17 protein-coding genes are annotated in these 19,886 nt (G+C 73.6%); 9 read left to right on the top strand and 8 right to left on the bottom strand.

From position 1 onward, the window contains the following. The first annotated feature begins 14 nt into the window (after window positions 1-14). Complete coding sequence (locus tag BUE44_RS07850; RefSeq protein WP_235001960.1) at window positions 15-4,052, top strand: bifunctional nitrate reductase/sulfite reductase flavoprotein subunit alpha; 4,038 nt, start codon at window positions 15-17, stop codon at window positions 4,050-4,052. A gap of 61 nt (window positions 4,053-4,113) precedes the next feature. Here the strand turns inward: BUE44_RS07850 and BUE44_RS07845 are convergent, their stop codons facing one another. After that, window positions 4,114-4,530 carry an SHOCT domain-containing protein gene (locus BUE44_RS07845; RefSeq protein ID WP_073495230.1) on the bottom strand — a complete coding sequence of 139 codons (417 nt, stop codon included), beginning with the start codon at window positions 4,528-4,530 and terminating at the stop codon, window positions 4,114-4,116. 13 nt (window positions 4,531-4,543) lie between these two features. Then, a complete protein-coding gene (locus BUE44_RS07840; RefSeq protein ID WP_073495227.1) occupies window positions 4,544-6,004 on the bottom strand; it encodes a DUF2252 domain-containing protein in 1,461 nt (486 codons plus the stop codon). A gap of 177 nt (window positions 6,005-6,181) precedes the next feature. Between BUE44_RS07840 and BUE44_RS07835 the strand changes: the two genes are divergently transcribed. From BUE44_RS07835 to BUE44_RS07820, 4 genes are all read left to right on the top strand, one after another. Continuing rightward, window positions 6,182-7,033 carry an ABC transporter ATP-binding protein gene (locus BUE44_RS07835; RefSeq protein ID WP_073495224.1) on the top strand — a complete coding sequence of 284 codons (852 nt, stop codon included), beginning with the start codon at window positions 6,182-6,184 and terminating at the stop codon, window positions 7,031-7,033. A 98-nt stretch (window positions 7,034-7,131) separates the two neighbouring features. Continuing rightward, window positions 7,132-7,890: an ABC transporter permease gene (locus BUE44_RS07830; RefSeq protein WP_079189575.1), complete on the top strand. Its 759-nt coding sequence runs from the start codon at window positions 7,132-7,134 to the stop codon at window positions 7,888-7,890. Further along, window positions 7,848-9,128: a sensor histidine kinase gene (locus BUE44_RS07825; RefSeq protein WP_079189557.1), complete on the top strand. Its 1,281-nt coding sequence runs from the start codon at window positions 7,848-7,850 to the stop codon at window positions 9,126-9,128. Before BUE44_RS07830 ends, BUE44_RS07825 begins: the two co-directional genes overlap by 43 nt. Continuing rightward, entirely contained in the window at window positions 9,125-9,745 is a 621-nt protein-coding gene (locus tag BUE44_RS07820; protein WP_073495217.1) for a response regulator, read from the top strand. The genes BUE44_RS07825 and BUE44_RS07820 overlap by 4 nt, the downstream gene beginning before the upstream one ends. A gap of 109 nt (window positions 9,746-9,854) precedes the next feature. Here BUE44_RS07820 and BUE44_RS07815 read toward each other — a convergent pair whose 3' ends face one another. The 3 genes from BUE44_RS07815 to BUE44_RS07805 all read right to left on the bottom strand — a co-directional run bounded on the left by BUE44_RS07815 (window position 9,855) and on the right by BUE44_RS07805 (window position 12,975). Continuing rightward, window positions 9,855-11,078 carry a S8 family peptidase gene (locus BUE44_RS07815; protein WP_073495215.1) on the bottom strand — a complete coding sequence of 408 codons (1,224 nt, stop codon included), beginning with the start codon at window positions 11,076-11,078 and terminating at the stop codon, window positions 9,855-9,857. 326 nt (window positions 11,079-11,404) lie between these two features. After that, window positions 11,405-12,007: a GNAT family N-acetyltransferase gene (locus BUE44_RS07810; protein ID WP_073495212.1), complete on the bottom strand. Its 603-nt coding sequence runs from the start codon at window positions 12,005-12,007 to the stop codon at window positions 11,405-11,407. A gap of 62 nt (window positions 12,008-12,069) precedes the next feature. Beyond that, window positions 12,070-12,975, bottom strand: coding sequence for an NAD(P)-dependent oxidoreductase (locus BUE44_RS07805; protein ID WP_073495209.1), 906 nt, complete (start codon window positions 12,973-12,975; stop codon window positions 12,070-12,072). Between the two features lie 73 nt (window positions 12,976-13,048). Here BUE44_RS07805 and BUE44_RS07800 point away from each other — a divergent pair, with 73 nt between their 5' ends. The 4 genes from BUE44_RS07800 (at window position 13,049) to BUE44_RS07785 (ending at window position 16,724) form a co-directional block, all read left to right on the top strand. After that, window positions 13,049-13,576, top strand: a complete 528-nt coding sequence (locus tag BUE44_RS07800; protein ID WP_073495206.1) for a GNAT family N-acetyltransferase — start codon at window positions 13,049-13,051, stop codon at window positions 13,574-13,576. A 17-nt stretch (window positions 13,577-13,593) separates the two neighbouring features. Continuing rightward, window positions 13,594-14,187: a TetR/AcrR family transcriptional regulator gene (locus BUE44_RS07795; protein WP_073495204.1), complete on the top strand. Its 594-nt coding sequence runs from the start codon at window positions 13,594-13,596 to the stop codon at window positions 14,185-14,187. A gap of 91 nt (window positions 14,188-14,278) precedes the next feature. Then, a complete protein-coding gene (locus BUE44_RS07790; protein ID WP_073495200.1) occupies window positions 14,279-14,734 on the top strand; it encodes a universal stress protein in 456 nt (151 codons plus the stop codon). Window positions 14,735-14,822: 88 nt separating this feature from the next. Continuing rightward, window positions 14,823-16,724, top strand: a complete 1,902-nt coding sequence (locus BUE44_RS07785) for a S9 family peptidase (RefSeq protein WP_079189556.1) — start codon at window positions 14,823-14,825, stop codon at window positions 16,722-16,724. Here the strand turns inward: BUE44_RS07785 and BUE44_RS07780 are convergent. The 3 genes from BUE44_RS07780 to BUE44_RS07770 all read right to left on the bottom strand — a co-directional run bounded on the left by BUE44_RS07780 (window position 16,704) and on the right by BUE44_RS07770 (window position 19,586). Then, window positions 16,704-17,651, bottom strand: a complete 948-nt coding sequence (locus BUE44_RS07780; protein WP_073495198.1) for an SURF1 family protein — start codon at window positions 17,649-17,651, stop codon at window positions 16,704-16,706. The two genes, BUE44_RS07785 and BUE44_RS07780, sit on opposite strands and share 21 nt — an antisense overlap. 76 nt (window positions 17,652-17,727) lie before the next feature. Continuing rightward, window positions 17,728-18,894 carry a hypothetical protein gene (locus BUE44_RS36350; RefSeq protein WP_073495196.1) on the bottom strand — a complete coding sequence of 389 codons (1,167 nt, stop codon included), beginning with the start codon at window positions 18,892-18,894 and terminating at the stop codon, window positions 17,728-17,730. Then, complete coding sequence (locus tag BUE44_RS07770; RefSeq protein WP_407640008.1) at window positions 18,891-19,586, bottom strand: SigE family RNA polymerase sigma factor; 696 nt, start codon at window positions 19,584-19,586, stop codon at window positions 18,891-18,893. Before BUE44_RS07770 ends, BUE44_RS36350 begins: the two co-directional genes overlap by 4 nt. Window positions 19,587-19,886 lie beyond the last annotated feature (300 nt).

Genomic DNA, 19,886 nt, shown 5'->3' with positions numbered 1-19,886 from the left:
GGAGGAGCCGCCACGTGGGGACGACGACGGTGCGGACGGTGTGCTCGTACTGCGGCGTCGGCTGCGGGCTCCTGCTGGACGTGGGCGCCGGTCCCGACGGGCGCCGCACCGTCCTGAAGGCCGTCGGCGACAAGGCGCACCCGGCGAACCGCGGCCGTCTGTGCACGAAGGGCGCCACGACCGCCGACATGCTGTCCGCGCCGGGCCGGCTGGAGCGGGCCCTGGTCAGGCAGGAGCGCGGCGCCGAGGCCGCCCAGGCGCCGGTCGCGGAGGCGATCGCGCGGACCGGCCGCCGCCTGCGGGCGATCGTGGACGAGCACGGCCCCGACGCGGTGGCGCTCTACGTCTCGGGCCAGCTGAGCCTGGAGGCGCAGTATCTGGCGAACAAGCTCGCCAAGGGCTTCATCGGCACCAACCAGATCGAGTCCAACTCCCGCCTGTGCATGGCCAGCGCGGGCAGCGGCTACAAGCTGTCGCTGGGCGCGGACGGCCCTCCCGGGTCGTACCAGGACCTGGACCGCGCCGACGTCTTCCTGGTCATCGGCGCGAACATGGCCGACTGCCACCCGATCCTCTTCCTGCGGATGATGGAGCGGGTCAAGGCCGGGGCCAAGCTGATCGTGGTGGACCCGCGGCGCACCGCGACGGCCGCGAAGGCGGATCTCTTCCTGCAGATCCGCCCGGGAACGGATCTGGCGCTGCTCAACGGCCTGCTGCACCTGCTGCACGCGACCGGCCGTACGGACGAGGACTTCATCGCCCGCTGGACCGAGGGTTGGGAGGCGATGCCCGACTTCCTCGCCGACTACCCGCCGGCGGCGGTCGCCGACCTCACCGGCATCCCGGAGGCGGACATCCGGAGGGCCGCCGAGCTGATCGGCGGCGCGGCAGAGTGGACGAGCTGCTGGACGATGGGCCTCAACCAGTCGACGCACGGCACCTGGAACACCAACGCGCTGATCAACCTGCATCTGGCGACCGGCGCGATCTGCCGCCCCGGCAGCGGCCCGTTCTCGCTCACCGGCCAGCCGAACGCCATGGGCGGCCGGGAGATGGGCTACATGGGCCCGGGGCTGCCCGGGCAGCGCTCGGTGCTGGTGGCCGAAGACCGGGCCTTCGCCGAGGACCTGTGGGGGCTGCCGCCGGGCACGGTGCGGGCGGACGGCGTCGGGCGCGGCACCGTGGAGATGTTCCGCCGGATGGCCGACGGCGACATCAAGGCCTGCTGGATCATGTGCACCAACCCGGTCGCCTCGGTCGCCAACCGCCGCACCGTCATCGAGGGCCTGGAGGCGGCCGAATTCGTCATCACGCAGGACGTCTTCGCCGACACCGAGACCAACGCCTACGCCGACGTCGTGCTGCCCGGTGCGATGTGGACGGAGTCCGACGGCGTCCTGATCAACAGCGAGCGCAATCTCACCCTCGCCCGGCAGGCCGTCGACCCGCCGGGCGAGGCGCTGCCCGACTGGCGGATCATCGCCGAGGTGGCGCGCGCGATGGGCTACGGCGACGCGTTCGACTACGCGGGCCCCGAGGAGGTCTTCGACGAGATCCGCCGGGCCTGGAATCCCGTCACCGGCTACGACCTGCGGGGCGTGACGTACGAGCGGCTTCGCGAAACCCCCGTGCAGTGGCCGGCGCCCACCGCGGAGGGCCCCGACCGCAATCCGATCCGCTACGTCGAGGGCGACGGGCTGCGCTTCCCGACCCCGAGCGGCCGGGCCGTCTTCCACGCCAGGCCGCACGTGCCGCCGGCGGAGATGCCCGACGACGACTTCCCGTTCGTGCTCAACACCGGCCGGCTGCCGCACCAGTGGCACACCCTGACCAAGACCGGCAAGGTCGCCAGGCTCAACAAGCTCAACCCCGGGCCCTTCGTGGAGCTGCACCCGCGCGACGCGGCGGAGTTGGGGATCGCCGAGGGCGACGCGGTGGAGGTGGCCTCGCGGCGCGGCCGCGCGGTGCTGCCCGCGGTGCTCACCGACCGGGTGCTGCCGGGGTGCTGCTTCGCGCCCTTCCACTGGAACGACCTCTTTGGCGAATACCTCAGCGTCAACGCCGTCACCAGCGACGCGATCGACCCGGTCTCCTTCCAGCCGGAGTTCAAGGCGTGCGCGGTGTCGCTGACGCGGGTCGCCGCGCCGGCCGCCGGGCAGGAGACCCCCGAGCCGTCCGTCCTGCCGGCCGGCGACGCGGCCCTCGCCGGCGACGTCTTCGGAGTGTCCGACCTGGCGCCGCCGGTGCTCGCCGAGCACGAACGCCGGTATCTCGTCGGCTTCCTGGCGGGCCTCGGCTCCGGCCTGGCGGGGGTGCCGGTGCTCCCGCCCGACGCGCCCTTCGCCCCGGAGCACGCGCTGTGGGTCAACGGGGCTTTGGCGGGCATGTATTCGCGGCTGCCCGCCGCGCCCGCGCCCGTGCCGCACGCCGAAGTCCCGCGTGCCGGGCGGGAGGTGGTGGTGCTGTGGGCCTCGCAGACCGGCAATGCCGAGGAATTCGCCGTCGCCGCGGCCCGGCGCCTCACCGGTACCGGCCACCGGGCCACCCTGCTCGGCATGGCCGACGCCTCGCCCGCCGCGCTCCCGGCCGCCGCCGACCTGCTGCTGATCACCAGCACCTTCGGCGACGGCGACGCCCCCGACAACGGCACCGGCTTCTGGGACGCGCTCACCGCGCCCGACACCCCGCGCCTGGACGGCCGCCGCTTCGCCGTACTGGCCTTCGGCGACTCCTCCTACGACGACTTCTGCGGCCACGGCCGCCGGCTCGACGAGCGCCTCGGCGAGCTGGGCGGCGTACGCCTCGCACCCCGCGCGGACTGCGAGCCGGACTACGAGCCGTCCGCCCTGGCCTGGCTCGACCGGGTGCTCGGGGCACTCGCCGACCCCGCCCCGGCCGCCCCGCCCGCACCCGCGCCCGCCCGTACCGTACGCCGCGCCGCCGGCGGCACCGCCCGGCTCACCGGCAACCGGCTGCTCGGCCTGCCCGGCGCCGCGAAGGAAGTACGCCGCTTCACCTTCGACACCCGCGACAGCGAGGTGCCGCTGCCGTACGAGGCGGGCGACGCGCTCGGCGTCCTGCCGGTCAACTCCGCCGCCCTGGTGGAGGAATGGCTCGCTGTGGCCGGCCTCGACCCGCACACCGGCGTCACCGTCCCCGGCGTCGGCGACGTCCCGCTGGGCGAAGCGCTGCGCCGGCACCTGGACATCACCAGGATCACCCCCGACCTGCTGCGCTTCGTCGCCGACCGCACCCACGACCGGGTGCTGAGGAGGCTGCTGCGGCCCGACAACAAGGACGAGCTGGCCAAGTGGTCGTGGGGCAGGCAGGCCGTGGACGTCGTCGCCGAATACGCCGTGAAGGCCCGCGCCGGCGAGTGGACCGGGGTGCTCAAGAGGCTCCAGCCGCGGCTGTACTCCATCTCGTCCAGCCCGCTCACCGACCCGCAGCGCATCGCGCTGACCGTCTCCGTCGTGCGCTACGACAGTCCGGGAGGGCGCCTGCGCGGCGGCGTCTGCTCGCCCTTCCTGGCCGACGCCGAGCCCGGGACGACGGTGCCGGTGCACGTCAGGCGCACCCCGGGCTTCCGGCCGCCCACCGACCCGGCCGCCCCCATGATCATGGTCGGCCCCGGCACCGGCGTCGCCCCCTTCATCGGCTTCCTCGACGAGCGCCGCGCGCTGGGCCACCGCGGCCCCAACTGGCTCTTCTTCGGCGGCCAGCACCGGGCCACCGACTTCTACTACGAGGACGACCTCACCGCCCGCCTCGCCGACGGCACCCTCACCCGCCTCGACACCGCCTTCTCCCGCGACCAGCGCTCCAAGACCTACGTCCAGGACCGCATGCGCGAACACGGCCCCCTCCTGTGGTCCTGGCTCCAGGACGGCGCCCACCTCTACGTCTGCGGCGACGCCTCCCGCATGGCCAAGGACATCGACGCCACCCTGCACGCCATCGCCACCACCCACGGTGGCCTCACCCCGGACGCGGCGACCGCCGCCATCAAGTCCCTGATCACCGAGAAGCGCTACGCCCGCGACGTCTACTGACGGTGACGGCGTTCGTGGTGACATGGGGGATGGCGCCCCGCAAGGCGCCACCCCGCGGCCCTCAGCTGAGGATCTTCTCCTTCGCCCGCTGGAACTCCTCCTCCGACAGATGCCCCGTGCTCCTCATCTGGGCCAGCTTGGCCAACTCGTCGGCGGACGAGCCGCCACCCTCGGTACCCGCGGTCTTGCGGATGTACTCGTCGACCTCCTTCTGCTGCGACTTCATGTGGTGCGCCTCCCGCCGTCCCATGCCGGACCCGCGCACGCAGACGTAGATGAAGACGCCCAGGAAGGGCAGCACCAGGACGAACACCAGCCAGGCGGCCTTGAGCCAGCCGTTCATGGAGTCGTCGCGGAAGAGGTCGGCGACGACCCGGAAGAGCAGGAAGATCCACAGCACCCACAGGAAGACCCACATCGCGGTCCAGAAGGCGCCGAGCACGGGGTAGTCGTAGGCGAGATACACGGTGTCGCTCATGGTGGCCTCCGGGTCAGCCGGGTGTGACGGGGGTGTCGGACGTGGTCGGTTCTGAGGAGACGGGGACGCGGCCGTCCGCCGCGGCGGCGGCGAGGGCCTGGTAGTCGCGTTCGTTGCGGTCCGCGTACGCCTCGGCGAATTCCGCCAGGGCCCGGTCGAGCACCTCGCCGCCGCCGGCGTAGGCGGACAGCGCGACGGGGTCGCCGGAGCGGGCGTGCGCGCGGGCCAGGGAGGCGCCGCAGAGCCGGGCGAAGAGCCGCAGCATCGTGGAGGTCATGGTGTCGGGCTGCGCGATGCCCTTCCAGTCGCGCAACTGCCGCACGTAGAAGTCCCGTTGCCGCCCGTCGAAACCGGTGGCGCGCTCCCAGCCGAGCAGGATGTCGCCGGCGGACTGCATCAACCGCTGCCCGGCGACGACCCGTTGGCCCTGGTTGTCGTAGCGTGCGGCGCCTGCGTAGGGAGTGAGGACCGAAGGCCCGGCCTCCTTGGCCTGGAGCAGCAGCGGGTCCTCGTCGTCGCGGCCGACGGCCAGGATGATCCAGCAGCGGGTGCCGACGCTGCCGACGCCGACGACCTTGCGTGCCATGTCCACCACCCGGAAGCGGCTGAGCAGCAGCCGCCGCTCGGCCGGCAGGCTCTGGCCGTAGCGGTGGAGCAGCTCGTGCAGCAGCTTCTCCAGCCGGGCGCGCTGCTCGTCGGGCAGCAGGTCGCGCAAAGGGGTGATCAGCGGCGGGTCGGGGGTGATCCTGCGCTGCCCGTCCTCGACGTGGGTGAGCTTGTCGAAGGCCTGGGCGGTGGTTCTGGTGCGGGCCTTGGCGAGGGCCTTGCCGGTCCGTTTGCGCACGCTCGCGCCGGGCTGCTCCTTGGGCAGCAGCGACGTCAACTGCTCGGTGTCGTCCTGCGCGTACCAGATGTCGAGGGTGCCCATGCCGGCGAAGAGCTGCATGCGCTCGCGGTACGCCTCCACCGCCCCGCGGACGATCGCGCCACGCCGCTCGGCGCCGAAACCGCGGGCCCGGGCGGCGATCTCCAGGCTGGTCGCGAGCCTTTTGAGGTCCCATTCGAAGGGGCCGGGCAGTGTCTCGTCGAAGTCGTTGATGTCGAAGACGAGGTGCCGCTCGGGGGAGGCGAGCAACCGGAAGTTGAGCAGGTGCGCGTCCCCGCACAGCTGGGCGGTGAGCCCGGTGTGCGGTGCCGTGCCCAGGTCGGCGGCCATGATGCCGGCGGCACCCCGGTAGAAGCGGAAGGGCGACTCCAGCATGCGGCCGTAGCGGATCGGCACCAGCTCGGGCAGCCGGTCGGCGGACTGCCGTTCCAGCAGGTCGACCGGGTCGAAGCGCTTCTTGCCCGGGCCGAGGCGGGCCTGCGCCGACCGTGGCACGCGGCGCCGGGCCGCCTTGCCGTACGCGGCACGCTCGGCGGGGCTGCCGTGCGGGACGGCATTGCCAAGAGGGTCCTGCACTTCGTCAGGCATGCGCCCACCGCCCTTCGGGTGACTCCATCCTCACTCCGGCCCGCCAACCCCGCCACGCGAGCAGCCGTCACAGAGGGTGACTGGTGAGTGACGGCTGTGCGCGTCCACCGATCGGTGGACGCGAGGGGGACCGTCCGGTCGTTCCGCGCGGGGGGCGCGGAGCGGGATCGTGGTGCCATGACGGACGACGTGGTGAGGGTGCGCGGGCTTCGCAAGCGGTACGGCGGTGTCGACGCGGTGAACGGGGTGGATCTTGGCATCCGGCGCGGTGAGGTGTTCGGGATCCTGGGGCCCAACGGGGCCGGCAAGAGCACGACCGTGGAGATCCTGCAGGGCCACCGGCGCCGCGACAGCGGCGAGGTCACCGTGCTCGGGCAGGATCCGGGCAGCGCGGGCCGCCGCTGGCGGTCGCGGGTCGGCATCGTGTGGCAGGACCAGTCCGCGGCCGCCGAGCTGACCGTCGCCGAGACCGTACGGCACTTCGCGCGCTACTACCCGCGGCCGCGCGACCCGGCCGAGGTCATCGACCTGGTGGGGCTGACCGACAAGGCCGGCAGCCGCACCAAGGCGCTGTCCGGCGGGCAGCGCAGGCGGCTCGACGTGGCGCTCGGCGTGATCGGCGACCCCGAGCTGCTGCTGCTCGACGAGCCGACGACCGGCTTCGACCCGGTGGCGCGAAGGCAGTTCTGGTCTCTGATCCGCAGCCTCGCCGACGAGGGCACCACGATCGTCCTCACCACCCACTACCTGGACGAGGCCGAGGCGCTGACCGACCGGCTCGCGGTGATCGCGGCCGGCAAGGTCGTCGCGGAGGGCGAGGCCGGCTCGCTCGGCGGGCGCGCGCAGGCCGGGGCGACCGTGCACTGGGCGGAGCCGGACGGCACCGCACGCAGCGAGCGGACCGACACCCCGACGCGTACGGTCGCGGAGCTGGCCGGCCGCTTCGACGGTGAGATACCCCGGCTGCGGATCACCAGGCCCACGTTGGAGGACACCTACCTGCGGCTCATCGGATCGGAGGACAAGTGACCGCCGGCACCGCCGCCGCGGCGGCGCTCGACCCCGCGCGGGACGACAGCGCCGCCCGGCTGCCCACGGCGTGGCGCCTGGGCCTGCTGCGCGGGGCGATGGAGATCCGGATGTTCTTCCGGCTGCGCGAGCAGGTGGTCTTCACCTTCGCCTTCCCCATCGTCTTCCTCTTCCTGTTCGCCTCGATCTTCCACGACGACATGGCGAACACCGGCTCCACCGCGTCGCAGTACTACGTGGCGTCGATGACGGCCGCCGGCATCATGTCCACCAGCTTCCAGTCGCTCGGCATCTCCATCGCGATCGAGCGCGACGACAAGGTGCTGCGCCGGCTGCGCGGCACCCCGATGCCGCCGGCCGCGTACTTCCTCGGAAAGATCTGGCTGGTGCTGGTCACCGGCCTGCTGGAGACGGCCGCACTGCTGGTCTTCGGCGCCACCGTCTACGACGTCGACCTGCCGTCCGGCGCGGCCGGCTGGCTCACCCTCGGCTGGATCTTCGTGCTCGGCATCACCGGCTGCGCGCTGCTCGGCATCGCGATCAGCAGCGTGCCCAAGTCCGGTAAGAGCGCCACCTCGGTGGTCGTCCTGCCCTTCCTGGTCCTGCAGTTCATCTCCGGGGTGTACATCCTCATCGACACCGTGCCCAACTGGATGCTGACCATCGGGTCGTTCTTCCCGCTGAAGTGGATGTGCCAGGGCCTGCGCGGGGTGTTCCTGCCGGACGCCGCCGCCGCGCTGGAACCGGCGGGCAGTTGGGAGTACGGACGTATCGCCCTGGTGCTGGGCGCCTGGTGCGTCGGAGGATTGGTGCTGTGCCTGCTGACCTTCCGCTGGAAGAGCCGGAGCGACGGCTGACCGCGCCACTGCCCGCCGCGGGCGGCCCCCGCGGCGGGCACGTATGGGAGCGCACCTTCCTGCCCTGGGACATCTACTTCGCTGTGGTGTGGATCGGCACGGTGCTCTTCGCGCTCGCCGCGGAGAGCCCGGGCACCGGAGTACGCGTCGTCGCCGCCTGCCTGTTCTGCCTGCCGGTGCCCTGGTACGCGTGGGTCGGCCGCCCGCTGCTGGTCGCGCAGTCACGGACCACCGGCACCCCGCCGGCCGTGCGCTACCTCGTCGGCCTGGTGCTGCTGTTCCTGCCGCCCGCCGCCCTCGTCGGCGAGACCAGGCTCGCCACCTTCGCCCTCGTCCCGCAGTGCTTCATGCTGCTGCGGGTGCGCGGCGCGCTGACCGCCGTCGCGGTCGTCAACATCACCCCGGTCGCCGCGTGGGCGCTGGTCTGGCGCCCCGACACCCACGACCTCTACTACAACTCCGTCTTCGCCGTCGTCACCCTGGCTTTCTCCGCGGTGTTCGGCAGCTGGATCATCCGCGTGCTGGAGCAGAGCATCGAACGGGCCGACCTGGTCGCCGAGTTGGACGCCAGCCGCGGCCAGATCGCCCGGCTGTCCGCGGAACGCGGCGCGCTGGCCGAACGCGAGCGGTTCTCCCGGGAGATCCACGACACCCTCGCGCAGGGTTTCACCAGCATCCTGATGCTGGTCCAGGCCGTCGAGACCGAACTGGGCCACGACCCGGCGCTGGCCCGCCGCCACCTCGCCCTGATGGCCGGCACCGCCCGGGAGAACCTGGCCGAGGCCCGCTCCCTCGTCGCCGGCAACGCCCCCGCGGGCCTGGACGGCGGCTCCCTGCCCGACGCCCTGCGCCGCCTGGCCGCCCGCCACACCGAGCAGACCGGCGCACCCGCCACCGTCGACATCGCCGGACCCGTACGCGCCCTGCCCGCGGCCGTCGAGGTCGTCGCCCTGCGCAGCTGCCAGGAAGCCCTGGCCAACGCCCGCCGCCACGCGGGCCCCGCCGTCCCCGTCGCCCTCGACCTGCGGTACTCCGCGGACACCCTGCGGATCGCCGTACGCGACACCGGCCGCGGCTTCGACACGGCGGGGCCGCCGGGAACCGGCTACGGACTGCCGGGGCTGCGCGCCAGGGCCGCCGAGATGGGCGGCACCGCCACCGTCGACAGCGCGCCCGGCCGCGGCACCGCGATCACCGTCACGCTGCCGCTCGCGGCCGCCGTAAGGAGAACCCCGTGATCCGCATCCTGCTCGCCGACGACCACCCCGTCGTCCGCGAGGGCCTGCGCGCGATGCTCGACACGGAGGCCGACCTCGACGTCGTCGGCGAGGCCTCCAGCGGCCCGCGGGCCGAGACGCTGGCCGCCGAGCTGCGGCCCGACATCGTGCTGATGGACCTGCGCATGCCTGACGGCGGCGGCGTCGAGTCCATCGGCCGCATGACCGCGGCCGGGCTGCCCTGCCGGGTCATCGTGCTCACCACCTACGAGACGGACGGCGACATCCTGCGCGCCGTGGAGGCGGGCGCCGCCGGCTACCTGCTCAAGGACCTCGCCCGCGGCGAACTCGCCGACGCGGTGCGGGCCGCCGCCCGCGGCGAGACGGTCCTGGCCCCCTCGGTCGCCGCCCGCCTCGTCGACCGCCTCCGCGTCCGCCCCGAACGCCCCCACCTGTCCGAGCGCGAGACCGCCGTCCTGCGCCTGGTCGCCGACGGCTGCACCAACGCGGAGATCGGCCGCCGCCTCTTCATCGGCGAGTCCACCGTCAAGACCCACCTCCTGCGGACCTTCACCAAGCTGGGCGTCACCGACCGCACCGCCGCGGTCACCTCCGCCATGCGCCACGGCTTGCTCTGACCCCTCCGCCGGGCCGGGCGGGCGCCCCGCGGGCAGCGAGCGCGAACGACCGCGAGCCGCCCCGTCGGGACGAGGCGGCTCGCTGGAGTCGCGGGGAATGTACCGGCGGTCACAGACCGCCGGTGTAGAGCAGGCGGTTCGGGGAGCTGGAGCTGACGCTCAGCACGTTGGCCGTGGCCTGGCTCGTGACCCAGTTGTCCACGTCCTGCGCGCTGGCCGACGGGTTCTTCGCCTTGTAGAGCAGCGCGACCCCGGCCGCGTGCGGGCTGGCCATCGAGGTGCCGTCCAGCGCGATGCTGCCGCCGCCGAGCTTGGCTGAGACGACGTCCTGGCCGGGCGCGTAGAGGGTCAGGCACTTGCCGAAGTTGCTGAAACTCGTCTGCCGGTCGGCGGAGTCGCTCGCGCCGACGGTCAAGGCGCCCGTGGCGCTCGCGGGCGAGAAGTCGCACGCGTCCGCGGAGCTGTTCCCCGCCGCCACCACCGGCAGCACGCCCGCGTCGGCCAGCGCGGTGGCGGCGTCGTTGACCGAGGGGGAGAAGGAGCCGCCGAGCGAGGCGTTCAGCACGGCGGGCTGCTTGGCGTTCTGCGCCACCCAGTCGAAGCCCGCGATGACCCCGGCCCAGCTGCCGCTGCCGCTGCAGTCGAGCACCCGGACGCTGACCAGGTTCGCCTGCGGGGCGACACCGTAGGTCGCGCCGCCGACCGTACCGGCGACATGGGTGCCGTGGCCCTCGCAGTCCTGCCCGTTGCGCCCGTCGCCGATCGCGTCGAAGCCGGGCACGGCCCGCCCGCCGAATTCGCTGTGGCCGAAGTCGATGCCGGTGTCCATGATGTACGCGGTCGCGCCCGCGCCCTTGCCCACCGTGGTGAACTGCTGGTCGAGCGGCAGGTTGCGCTGGTCGATCCGGTCCAGGCCCCAGGTGGCGGCCGCGGCCCTGACGCCGCGGTGGTCGACCGCGGGCACGGTGGTGCCGGTGGTGCCCGCCAGGTCGTAGGCGGTCACCGTGGCGTTCTCCTCGACGCTTTCGACGCCGGGCATCCTGCGGACCGAGTCGAGCTGCGCGGAATTGAGCGTGATGGCGAAGCCGCGCAGTGCGCTGCTGTAGGTGAAGAAGGGCTTCACGCCGGTCTTCTGCGCCATCGCCGACGGGTCGAGTGCCCTCTGCACGGTGACGATGTACTGCCCGGCGATGGCGTTGTCGTGCACACGCAGCGGGGCCAGTGTGGCGGCGGGCGTGGGAACGGGGATGGCGGCCACGGCGGTGGTGCCGGCGACGGTCAGCGGTGCGAGGACCAGTGCCGCGGCGGATAGGCCGCGCGCGAGGAAGCGCATGTGGGCTCCGGTGGGGACGGTGGTGATCGGTGGCGTCCACGCGAGCACGTGGGGGAACCTACGATCTGACGATCACTCACCGTGCGGGACCCGACACACGTACCGGGCGGACCACGTCAGCCGGATGGGCGCGGCATCCGGCGTACCGGGTTGGGCCTCCGGGGTACGGCTCGCGGCGCGGCAATATGCGGCGGGTCCCGGCGTCGGGGCGCCTGCGCGGTTCGGCGCGGCAATGTGCCGCGCCGCCCGTTTGCGCTGCCCCCTGTGCCGCGCCGTCAGGCCTCCTGCACGGTCAGGCCTCCTGCACGGTCAGGCCTCCTGTGCCGTCAGGCCTCCTGCGACGGCATCGGGTCGCGCCACATCGGCCACATCTGCGGGCCGTCGGGGAGGTCGATGGTGCTGCCTGACCAGACGAAGCCCAGACGGGCGTAGAGCGCGCGGCTGCGCAGGGAACTGGCCTCCAGGTAGGCGGCGCGGCCCTCGCGGTCGCAGCGGGCCAGCACCGAGGTGATCAGCTCGGTGCCGCGCCCCTGGCTGCGTGCGGTGGCGTCCACCGCGATCAGCATCAGGTGCTCGTGCGCCCGGTCCTTGGGATGTGCCGCGTCGAGAATCCGGCCGATGGCCTCGACACGGTCATTGGCCGGGTCGACGGTACGGCGCAGTTCCGCGGGACCGTCCTCGTCGGGGTGGCCGCCGGCCGGCACCGAGAACCACAGCGCCGCGGCGGAGCCGTCCACTGCCACGTCGACGTAGCCCTCGGCCAGGGCGGCGTCCAGGAACGCGCCCATCATCAGTCCGTGCTTGTCACGCCGGTCGGCGGGGTCGGGGAAGACCCAGCCGCTGACCGCGTCGTCCTGGAAGACCCGGTCCAGCAGGCCGGTCACGGCCGCCCTGTCGTCCTGTCCGGCCCGTCGGATCGCCACACCCATCGCTCGTCCTCCGCCTGTCCGTTGCTCGTATCAACTGATCATGCCCGTAGGGCGGTTGCAGCCTAAGCCCTGCCGGAAGGCCCTGCCCCGGCGGTACGGGCCTCGATGGCGTGCAGCACCGCGACCATGTCGCCGCCACCGTGGCCGAGCCCCACCGTCTCGTCGAAGAGCGCGTGGCAGACGTCGAGCAGCGGGGACGCGAGGCCGGCCTCGCGGGCCGCCTCGGCGATGAGCCGGTTGTTCTTGAGCACGTCCAGGGCGGCCGCCTGGACCGCGAAGTCGCGGTCCTTCAGCTTGGGCGCCTTCGCCCGGGACACCGTGCTGGCCATAGGACCGGCGTCCAGCACGGCCAGGAAGCGGTCGCGGTCGAGCCCGTACCGGTCGGCGAAATGGAAGGCCTCGGTGAGCCCGGTGACCATGGTGATCAGGAAGAGGTTCACCGCCAGCTTCGTCAGCAGCGCGTTCGGCACCGGGCCGCAGTCGAAGGCCTCCTGGCACATGGGCGCCAGCAGCGGCCGTACGGCCTCCACCGCCGGCCGCTCCCCGGCCAGCATCGCCACCAGCTGCCCGGCCTCCGCCGGCCCGCGCGACCCCGACACCGGCGCCTCCGCGTAACACCCGCCCGCCGCGCGGACGTCGGCCTCCAGCGCGCGCGAGTACCCGGGCGAGGTCGTGCCCATGTGCACGAGCGTCCGGCCGGCGACCTGCCCGGCGAAGGCCTCCGTGCCGCGGGCCAGGACGGCGTCGGTCGCGGGGCCGTCGGCCAGCATCAGGAAGACGACGTCGCTCGCCCGCAGCACTTCGCCGGGCGTTTCCGCGACCCGGGCACCCGCGTCCCGCAGCGGCGCGCTCCTGGCGGGTGTCCTGTTCCACACGGTCAGCGGCGTCCGCCCCGCCATGTGCCGTGCCAGATGGAGGGCCATGGGCTGTCCCATGACGCCGAGGCCGAGGAAGCCGGCTCTGAGCATGGTCGTCGGGTCCTTTCCGCAGGGCTGTGCGCACGGCTTGCAATCTATGACAGCCGTCATAATACTGACCGTTATGACCAGCGTCATAGAGCCCGCCGCACGCTCCCTCCTCCCGGCTGCCGACCCGCGCTGGCAGACCGCGGTCGCCACACCCGCCGACGCCGACGCCTTGCACGACCTGTTCGCCGCCTGCTCGCAGGACACCGTCCGGCTGCGCTTCTTCGGCCACCTCCGGGCCTTCCCCGCCGACTACCTGGACCCCGCCCTGTCCGGCCGCGCCGACGTCCACGACGCGGTGGTGGCCTACGCGTACGGCGCGAGCAGGGCACGGCTGGTCGGCCTGGCCAGCCTCGCCCTGACCCCGGGTGCGCCCGCCGCGGAACTCGGCGTGCTGGTCGGCGACGCCTGGCAGCGGCAGGGCGCGGGCCGCGCCATGGTCGAGCTGCTGCTGGCCCGTGCCCGCATTCGCGGCGTCCGGCGCGTCAGGGCCGCCGTCCTGCCCGGCCGCTCCGCCCTGCTCGCCGCCCTCGGCCGCCGACTGCCTGCCGAGCGCCTGGCGCATTCCGCGGACGGCCCCAGCGGCGTCTATAAGCTGGACTGACCACGAGGAGGCCGGCGATGACTGCACCCCGCACACACGGCCCGCGGGAACGGATGGTCTTCGCCGCGGCCCAGCTCATCCGGCGCGACGGCGTCGGCGCGACCGGCATGCGCGAGGTCGCCGCCCGTGCCGAGGCGCCCCGCGGCTCGCTCCAGCACTACTTCCCCGGCGGCAAGGAACAACTGGTCAACGAGGCCGTCACCTGGGCCGGCCACTACGCGGGCAAGCGCATCGCCCGCTACCTCGCCACCCTCCCCGAACCCACCCCCGGCGCCCTCTTCGCCGCGATGACCCGCCAGTGGATCGACGAGTTCGAGGCCACCGGCTTCGGCACCGGCTGCCCGGTCGCGGCCGCCACCGTCGACTCGACCGCCTCCACCCCCTCGGCCCGCGAGGCCACGTCCACCGCCTTCGCCGCCTGGACCACTCCCCTGACCGCCGCGCTGACCACCCTCAAGGTCCCCGCCGCCCGCGCCCCCGCCCTGGCCACCCTGATGATCTCCACGGTGGAGGGCGCCATCCTCATGGCCCGCGCCCACCAGTCCACCGCCCCCCTCGCCACGGTCACCGCCGAGCTGGCCCCACTCCTCGACGCGGCCGCCACCGGCTGACGGCGAGCACTCCGCGCCCTGCGAAGAAACCCCGGTGTGCTTAGTGTCGAAAGGACGGGCGGCCGCGGTGGCCAGTGAGGAGCGCAGCCCCATGACAAACGGCGGCACGATCATCGTCGGCGTCGACGGCTCGACACCCGCGCAGCAGGCCTTGCGCTGGGCCGGCCGCCAGTCCGCCCTGACCGGCTCCGCACTCGTCGCGGTGATGGCCTGGGAGCTGCCGGGAGCCTTCGGGTGGGCGGGCCTGCCGGGCCTCCCCGAGGACCTGGACCTCCAAGGGCCCGCCGCCCACGCGCTGGCGGAGGCGGTCGAGGACGCCCTGCCGCCGGAGCAGGCGGCGGCCGTCGAGCAGGTGGTCGTCCTCGGCAACCCGGCCCAGGCCATCCTCGACCGCGCCGAGGACGACCACGCCGACCTGGTCGTGGTCGGCGTCCGCGGCCACGGGACCTTCCGCGCGACGCTCCTCGGCTCGGTGAGCCATACCGTCGCGCTGCACGCGACCTGCCCGGTCGTGGTGGTACGGGGGACTACGGAAGTGACGGGATAGCCGCAGCTCATCGCGCATTGCCCAGAGTTATCCACAGGCTGTGACGACAGTCTCTCCTGAGGCGTGCTCGGCGGAGCATCATGGTGGCATGAACGAAACGACCGGATCCGCCAGCGGGTCCACGCCCGAATCCGCCGCCGTGCCCGCCGTGCCCGCACCTTCCTCCGCCCCGTCGGGGGGCCTGCCCGGCGCCATCCCGGGCTCCCTCCCCGACTGGGAGAAGAGGTATCGCGCACCCCGGGTCGGACTGCCGGAGTGGGCGGAGGACGCCCCCGACCACAGCCTGTACGTCTCGGACGTCACCGGTACGTACGAGCTGTACGCGTGGAATCGGACGACGGGCGAGCGCCGCCAGGTCACCGACCGGCCGAACGGCACGACGGACGGCACGCTCAGCCGCGACGGCGCCTGGGTGTGGTGGTTCTCCGACACCAACGGCGACGAGTTCGGCGTGTGGATGCGCCAGCCGTTCGGCGGCGGCGAGGACATACCGGCCGCTCCCGCACTCGCCCCCTCCTATCCCGCGGGCATCGCGCTCGGCGTCGGCGGCCTCGCCGTCGTCGGCCGCTCGACCGACGACGAGGGCACCACCGTGCACGTCGTGCCGCCGGACGGCGCGGAGCCGTACGAGATCTACCGGCACGAGGAGTCCGCGGGCGTCGGCGACCTCTCGGAGGACGGCACGCTGGTCGTGATCGAGCACACCGAGCACGGCGACGCGATGCACAGCGCGCTGCGGGTGCTGCGGGTCGCGGACGGCTCCGTGGTCGCGGAGCTGGACGACACCGAGGGCGGCACCCGGGAGCTCGGCCTCGACAGCCTCGGCTTCGCGCCCGTGCCCGGTGACACCCGGCTGCTGGTCGGCCATCAGCGGGCGGACCGCTGGCTGCCGATGATCTGGGACGTCGCGACCGGCGAGCAGACCGCGCCCGCGATAGACCTGCCGGGCGACGTCCAGGCCGAGTGGTATCCGGACGGCAGCGCACTGCTGGTGGTGCACGACTTCCGGGCCCGCAGCGAGATGTTCCGGTACGACCTGGCGACGGGCACGCTGACCGCGCTCGACACCCCGCGCGGTTCGGTGGGCGGCGCCACCGCCAGGCCGGACGGCACGGTGGAGTATCTGTGGTCCTCGGCGGCGCGTCCCCCGGTGGTGCGCTCCACCACCGGCGCGGTCGTGCTGGAGGCCCCAGGCCTGCGGGCGCCCGACTCGGTCCCGGTGGAGGACGTGTGGGTGGACGGCCCCGGCGGCCGGATCCACGCCCTGGTGCAGCGGCCCCCGGCCGCCGCCCGGGGCAAGGGCCCGCTGCCGACGGTCTTCGAGATCCACGGCGGCCCGACCTGGCACGAGTCGGACTCCTTCGCGGCCGGCCCCGCGGCCTGGCTGGACCACGGCTTCGCGGTGGTGCGGGTCAACTACCGGGGTTCGACGGGCTACGGCCGCGAGTGGACCGACGCGCTCAAGCACCGGGTGGGCCTGATCGAGCTGGAGGACATAGCGGCGGTCCGCGAGTGGGCGGTGTCCTCAGGCCTGGCCGACCCGGCGCGGCTGGTGCTCACCGGCGGCTCCTGGGGCGGCTATCTGACCCTGCTCGGCCTCGGCACCCAGCCCGGGGCGTGGGCGGTGGGCGTCGCGGCGGTCCCGGTCGCCGACTACCCGACCGCGTATGCCGACGAGATGGAGGCGCTCAAGTCGCTCGACCGCACCCTCTTCGGCGGCTCGCCCGACGAGGTGCCCGAGCGCTACGCGGCCTCGTCCCCGCTGACGTATGTGGATCAGGTCACCGCCCCGGTCTACATCAGCGCGGGCATGAACGACCCGCGCTGTCCGATACGCCAGATCGACAACTACGTGGAGCGGCTGCGGGCCCTCGACAAGCCGCACGAGGTGTATCGGTACGACGCCGGCCACGGCTCCCTGGTGGTGGAGGAGCGCATCAAGCAGGTCCGGCTCGAACTGGCCTTCGCCCTACGCCACGTGGGCGGCTGATTCGGCCGACTTGTCAGCGGCGGCCGCGGAGTCGGGGACGGATTCCGGGTCCGGGTCGTTGCCGGGCTCCGGGTCGCGGCCCGGGTCCGGGGCGTTGCTCGGGTCCGGGTCACGGCCCGGGTCCTGGTCAGGCAGGGAGAGGAGGCCGAGCGCGGCGTCGGTCCGTGCCTCGGCCTCCCGGCGGGCCAGCCGGAAGTACATGAAGACGACGAAGCCGGCGAAGACGAACCACTCACCGGTGTAGCCGAGGTTCTGGAAGGCCTTGAGGTCCAGGCCGCTGCCTGGGGGCGCCACCGGGGGCACCGGCTTCAGGGGCGCGGTGGCGTGGGTGGCGGTGATCCAGCTGCTGTAGACGGGATAGGGGAGGACGTTGACCAGAGTCGCGGCACTGATGATGCCGAGCTGCCCGGTCGGCAGCGCACCGGGGGCGGCCGGCACCCCGTTGCTGCCCACGGTCTCGGCGTATTGCAGCGCGCCGGTCACGGTGACCTCGCCCGCCGGGGCGGCCGGCACCGCGGCCCGCGCGGCGGCGGGCGGGACGTCGCCGGGCAGCCAGCCGCGCACCACGGGCAGCGCGGCACCACTGTCGAGGCGGAGAGGGGTGAGCACGTAGTAGCCGTTGCGCCCGTCGAGCACGCGGTCGGGCACGAGCAGCTGGCGCGAGCTGTCGAAGCGGCCGGTCGCGGTGACCGGCCGGCCCGAGGCGTCCGAGGGCAGCTGGGCTCTGGTGTCGGGCAGCAGGGAGGCCAGCGGCACCGGTGCCTCACCCGCGGTGCGCACCTCGGTGTGCTTGGCGTCCTTGTGCGCGTCCACTCGGCTCTGGAAGCGGCTCAGCTGCCAACTGCCCATGAAGACGCAGAAGGGCACCGCGAGCAGGACGAGCACGCCGACCACCAGCCAGCGCGGGGTGAGCAGGAACCGGTACACACCTCCACGGTACGGGGGCGCCGCCGCCCGCCCGCCACCGGGACCCGCCGCACCGGGCGGGACCTCGCCCCGCCTGCTACGACGGCGGCGCGTCCGACACGGCGGCGGCCACGGGCGCGGTCGTGTAGATGGTGCCGGCGCAGGCGCCCTGCAAGGTCGGGCCGAAGACGACGGGCGCGCCGGCGGCCGGGGTGTGGCGGAGCGAGACGTCGGCGGCCTGCCCGGTGGGGGCGCCGTTGGGCATCTCCATCGGGTTCTCGGCGGCGCCCGCGCCGTCCGGGTCCGGCGGCGCGGTGTTCGTCGGGGTCTCGGTCGGGGTCGGCGTGGCCGGCGGCGAGGTGGGCTGCGAGCAGCCGCCCGGTCCCGCGTCGGCGGGCACCCAGGCGAAGGCGACCTCGTAGTCCGCGCCGGGCGCGAGCACCAGGGGAGTGGCGTCCGAGGTGGCGGGCAGCTCGGTGGCCGGGTCGCCCGGGGTGTGGCTGACCACGCTGATCTGCGACAGGTCGGCGGTGCCCAGCGCGAAGAGCTGCACCTTGGCGGGTCCCGGCGGCACGAGGCAGGCGGTGGAGGAGACGTTGGCGACGCGGAACCAGCCGTCGGCCCGGCCGGTGGCGTCGAGTGAGGCGGCGCTGCTGGCGCCCTGGCCGAGCTGGTCGGCGGAGCACTCGGGGGTGCTGACGGGCGGCGGTCCGCCCGGGCTGGTGGCCACGCTCGACGGGCCGTCGGTGCCGCCCCGGGAGGGGGCCTTGCTGCCCTGGCCGCCGCTGTCCTTCTGGTGGTCGGACTGCCCGGAGTCGCCGGTGGTGCCCCAGCCGTCGACGTGGCCGTCCTCGCCCGTCCGGGCGGCGTGCGTGCTGGCCGCGTTGGCGGGGGCGGCGGTGGTGCTGCCGCCGGTCGCGGCGGCGCGGATCAGCGCGGGCACCGCGGCGCCGACGAGCAGCACGGCGGCGGCGGTGCCGGCCAGCGCCTGCCGGCGGTGCTGTCGGCGGGCGGGTACGGCCCGCCGCAGGTGCTCCAGCGCGTCGGACGCGGGCCTGAGGTCGCGGACGGCCCCGTGCAGGAGGTCGCGCAGCGCCGCTTCCTCGGCACTCTCGTCGGCCGGGCCGTCCGCGTCGGTGGCGCCGCCAGGTTCGGGCGAGGCGGACGGGACAGCCGAGGCGGCAGGCTCGGACGCGGAGTCGTGTGCGGGGGAGTCGTGCGGGTCCATGCCGTGTGCGTCGTCCCGGGAGTCGGGGGTGGTCATGCCGTTGCCTCCATCGCGACCCGCAGGGCGGCGATGCCCCGCGAGCCGTACGCCTTCACCGAGCCGAGCGAGATCCCGAGCGTCTCGGCGACCTGGGCCTCGGTCATGTCGGCGAAGTAGCGCAGTACCAGCACCTCGCGCTGCCTGCGCTGCAGCGAGCGCATCGCGGCCTTGAGCTGGTCGCGTTCCAGCAGCTCGTACGCGCCCTCCTCGGCACTGGCCATGTCGGGCATGGGCTTGGAGAGGAGTTTCAGGCCGAGGAGGCGCCGGCGCAGTGCGGAGCGGGAGAGGTTCACGACCGTCTGGCGGAGGTAGGCAAGGGTCTTCTCGGGATCGCGGACCCGGCTGCGTGCGGAGTGCACCCGTATGAAGGCCTCCTGGACGACGTCCTCGCAGGAGGCGGTGTCGTCGAGGAGCAGCGCCGCCAGGCCCAGCAGGGCGCGGTAGTGGGCGCGGTAGGTCTCGGTGAGGTGGTCGACCGTGGTGCCGACGGCCATCGCGGGGTCAGTGTCCCCGCGCTCGGCGGTGGCGGGCTGGGCCGGGTCCACCCGTGCCACCGGCCAGGGCGCGATCACCGGCAGCCCCCCGTGTGCCTGCCCGGTCCGCGGCGGACGCGGCGGACGTACCGGACGCACGGGTGCGATCGTCCCCCGTTGCCCGAATGCGGTTTCGATACCCAGTGCTTCCGCCACGTGTGTTGGACACGCGTCCCCCCGTCAGGGTTGTACGCGCAAGGCACACCGCCCGACGGAGCGTCAAATATCCCCATGCGCACCAGCTCTTCCTCAGCGCCCCATTTACACCGACGACCCCCGTTCACGTTCGGTGTGCAGCACCCCAGGACAGCACCCTGGCAGTGCGCTGACACAAAGACGCTCCCTCGTGGCCTGCGGTTGCAGCCACGAGGGAGCAAATTCTCCAATGTTTGACCGGGTGGATTCAAGTGGTCCAGACCAAATTGCAGCCAGTTTCGGTCGTATTCAGCCTGATTC

Origin of the sequence: Actinacidiphila paucisporea (assembly GCF_900142575.1) — a bacterium.
GTDB lineage: Bacteria > Actinomycetota > Actinomycetes > Streptomycetales > Streptomycetaceae > Actinacidiphila > Actinacidiphila paucisporea.
This window is presented reverse-complemented; position numbering and strand designations above follow the sequence as displayed.